This window comes from Nocardioides sp. (genome assembly GCF_051876515.1).
In the GTDB taxonomy this organism is placed as follows: domain Bacteria; phylum Actinomycetota; class Actinomycetes; order Propionibacteriales; family Nocardioidaceae; genus Nocardioides.
In genome coordinates, this window is sequence record NZ_JBJEHY010000052.1 from 1 (window position 1) to 3,610 (window position 3,610).

General features: G+C 72.5%; 4 protein-coding genes. 3 read left to right on the forward strand and 1 reads right to left on the reverse strand.

Annotated elements, in window-relative coordinates; all coding sequences use genetic code 11:
* On the forward strand, positions 1-355 hold a 355-nt coding region (locus ACI379_RS03350; protein WP_439790647.1), incomplete at its 5' end, for a phospholipase D-like domain-containing protein.
* A gap of 15 nt (positions 356-370) precedes the next feature.
* Here the strand turns inward: ACI379_RS03350 and ACI379_RS03355 are convergent.
* On the reverse strand, positions 371-1,300 hold the full coding sequence (locus tag ACI379_RS03355; RefSeq protein ID WP_439790648.1) for a DNA-3-methyladenine glycosylase family protein: 930 nt from the start codon (positions 1,298-1,300) through the stop codon (positions 371-373).
* Positions 1,301-1,366: 66 nt separating this feature from the next.
* On the opposite strand from ACI379_RS03355, the gene ACI379_RS03360 reads away from it, so the two are divergent.
* Positions 1,367-2,221 (forward strand): tryptophan 2,3-dioxygenase, encoded by an 855-nt coding sequence (locus ACI379_RS03360; protein WP_439790649.1) that lies wholly within the window; start codon positions 1,367-1,369, stop codon positions 2,219-2,221.
* Positions 2,218-3,610, forward strand: a 1,393-nt coding sequence (locus ACI379_RS03365) for an ATP-dependent DNA ligase (protein ID WP_439790650.1), incomplete at its 3' end; no start/stop codon positions are given. The genes ACI379_RS03360 and ACI379_RS03365, both read left to right, overlap by 4 nt.

A 3,610-nucleotide genomic window follows, 5' to 3' on the forward strand; every position in this document is an offset into this window, starting at 1 on the left:
GCACAAGTCCAACCACATCGTCGCCGACTGGATCTCCCGCGGCTTCTACTCCGAGCTCCTGGCGTCGGGCGTGCAGATCCTGCGCTACAAGGACTCGATGGTGCACGCCAAGACGGCGACCATCGACGGCTCGTGGTCGACGGTCGGCACCGCGAACCTGGACGCGCTGAGCCTCACCGGCAACTACGAGATCAACGTCGAGGTGATCGACGAGGACTTCGCTGCCCAGATGGAGCAGATCTTCCTGACCGACGAGTCGAACGCCCTCGAGCTCACCGTCAGCGAGTGGGAGGCCCGCGACCTGCACCGCAAGTTCGTCGAGCTCGTCCTCGGCCCGCTGCGCCGCCTGCTCTGACCCGCGCCCGGAGGGTCAGCGGCTTCCCGGGGTACGCCCCGGCAGGTGCGTGCGCGGCGCCATCCGCGGGCCTCGGCGCGGGCGCGAGAGTCCCGTCGACCGGATCAGCGCCACCACCCGTCCCCGGTGCCCCCGCCACGGCTCGAGGAACTCGGCCAGCTGGGTGTCGTCGAACGCCTCGCCCGTCATCGCCCACCCCACGTCCTTGGCGATGTGGTAGTCGCCGTAGCTCACCGCGTCGGCGTCACCGAAGGAGCGTTGGCGCACCTCGGCGCTGGTCCACACGCCCACGCCGGGCAGGCTGCGCAGGGCCCGGTCAGCGTCGAGGGTGGAGCCGGGCAGGCGTTCCAACGAGGCCGCGGACCGGGCCAGGTTGACGATGGTGCGCGAGCGGGCGGGGTCGATGTGCAGCGCCAGCCAGTCCCAGCTGGCCACCCGGGCCAGAGCGTCGGGCGTCGGGGCCACCCAGAGCCGGGGCCCACCGTCGGGAACGGGTGCCGGTTCGCCGAAACGGCGCACCAGGGCCCGGTGCCCCGCGAACGCCTCCTGACCGGTCACCTTCTGCTCGATCACGGCCGGCACGAGGGAGTCCAGCACCAGCCCGGACCTCCCGAACCGGTGGGCGTGGTGGCGCCGCCACGCCTCGACCAGCAACGGGTGTCCGGGATCGAAGTCCGTGACGTCGTCGTCGGCGCCCAGCAGGGCGGGCAGCTGGTCCAGGATCCACTCCGCGCCACTCCCCCAGGCCCTGGCCTCGACGGTGCCGTCCGCCGGCCGGGGCTCGACGCGCAGCGTGGCCGGCCCCTGCGGCGTACGGAAGGCGCGCCACGCGGCACCCGCCTCGCTGGCGCAGGTGGGATCGGCACCACCGTGGCGCTGCTGGGCGAGGATCGACAGCGCCGGGCAGGGCCAGTCCGGCCGCCACGTACGTTCCCGCTCCTGCACGCCGCCCACGCTAGAGCACTCCCCCGACAGGCACGTGCGGGCCGGGGACGGGACTACGGTGTGCGCATGGGTGAGAGCACGAACCGTCGCGACCTCGAGATCAGCATCGAGCGGGACTTCACGCGCCAGATGTCGTACGCCGACTACCTCAGGCTCGACCTGCTGCTGGCGGCCCAGCAGCCGCTGTCCGACCCTCCCCAGCACGACGAGCTGCTCTTCATCGTGCAGCACCAGACCTCCGAGCTGTGGCTGAAGCTGCTGATCCACGAGCTGCGTTCCGCGCGCGAGATGCTCCGGTCGGACGACCTGCCCCAGGCTCTGAAACGCCTGGCCAGGGTCAAGCACGTCCAGCACAGCCTCACCGACCAGTGGGCGGTGCTGGCCACGATGACCCCCAGCGAGTACGCCCAGATCCGCCCGTTCCTGGCCACCAGCTCAGGCTTCCAGTCCGCCCAGTACCGCGAGGTCGAGTTCCTCCTGGGCAACAAGGACCGCGCCATGGTCGAGGTGCACGGCCACGACCCCGCGGCGCGCGACGCGCTCGAGGCCCTGCTGCACGAGCCGTCCCTGTACGACGAGTTCCTGGCCCTTCTCGCCCGCCGGGGCCTTCCCGTCCCCGCGTCGGTGCTGGAGCGGGACCGTACCGTCGCGCACGGCAGCGACCCGGCCCTCGTCGACGTGTTCGCCGAGGTCTACGCCTCACCGGTGGAGCACTGGGGCGTGTACGAGACGTGCGAGGAGCTCGTCGACGTCGAGGACAACTTCCAGCAGTGGCGCTTCCGCCACCTCCAGGTCGTGCAGCGCACGATCGGCCACAGGACCGGCACCGGAGGATCGTCGGGCGTCGACTTCCTGCGCCGCGCGCTGGACCTGACCTTCTTCCCCGAGCTGTACGAGGTCCGCTCCCGCATCGGTCAGTGACCGACGCGGAGCGGGAGGACCGGACCGTGCTGCTCTCCGAGATCGTCGCGACCAGCCAGCAGGTGGCCGCCACCCGCTCCCGCAAGGCGAAGGTGTCCGCCCTGGCGGACGCGTTGCGCCGCAGTGGGCCCGACGAGCTGGTCACGGTCGTGGCCTACCTGGCCGGGTCGCTGCGCCAACGACGCACCGGCGTGGGGTGGCGCGGACTGGGCGACCTGCCTGAGCCTGCGGCCGAGCCGTCGCTCACGCCGTCGGAGGTGCACGACCGGTTCGAGGTCATCGCCTCACTGGCGGGGCCCGGCTCGCAGGCGCGCCGTCGGGCCGAGGTGGAGGCGCTGTTCGCCGCCGCGACGGAGGCCGAGCAGCAGTGGTTGCGCGCCGTGGTCACCGGCAACGTCCGTCAGGGCGCTCTGGAGTCCTTGGTGGTGGACGCGGTGGCCGCGTGCGCCGAGGTCCCGCTCGCGGCCGTACGGCGTGCCGCCATGCTGACCGGCGACCCGACGGCAGCGGCGGTCGCTGCCTTCGAGGGCGGCGTGGACGCGCTGGCGGCGATCGGGCTGGAGGTGGGCCGACCGGTCTCGCCCATGCTCGCCAGCTCCGCGCCCGACGTCGCGAGTGCGGTGGCCGCGTTCGACGGGTCCGTCGCGGTCGAGGCCAAGCTGGACGGGATCCGGTTGCAGGTGCACCGCGACGGCGACGAGGTGGTCGCGGTGACCCGCAGCCTGGACGACATCACCGCGCGTCTTCCGGAGGTCGTGGAGATCGTGCGGGCGCTGCCGGGTGACCGGTTCGTCCTGGACGGCGAGGCGCTGTGGCTGACCGACGACGGCGTCCCCCGCCCCTTCCAGGAGACGGCCTCACGGGCGGCGAGCCGGACCGGGGGCGCGGTGACGCCGTACTTCTTCGACCTGCTCCACCTCGACGGCGCCGACCTGCTGGACGAGCCCGCCCAGCGGCGCTTCGAGGCGTTGGCTGCGCTGGTTCCCGAGCAGTTCCGGGTCAGGCGCACCGTGACGGACGACCCGGTCGTCGCCGAGGAGTTCGCGCGGTCCGTGCTGGCCGCCGGCCACGAGGGCGTCGTGGTCAAGGACCTGTCCGCCCCGTACGCGGCCGGTCGGCGCGGCGCGGCCTGGGTGAAGGTGAAGCCCGTGCACACCGTCGACCTCGTCGTCCTCGCGGTCGAGCACGGCAGCGGGCGCCGTACGGGCACCCTGTCCAACATCCACCTCGGCGCGCGAGGCGCTGATGGCAGCCTCATTCCCGTCGGCAAGACCTTCAAGGGGATGACCGACCAGATGCTCGCCTGGCAGACCCAGCGCTTCCGCGAGCTGGAGGTCTCCGACGACGGCTGGGTGGTCACCGTACGCCCCGAGCAGGTCGTGGAGATCG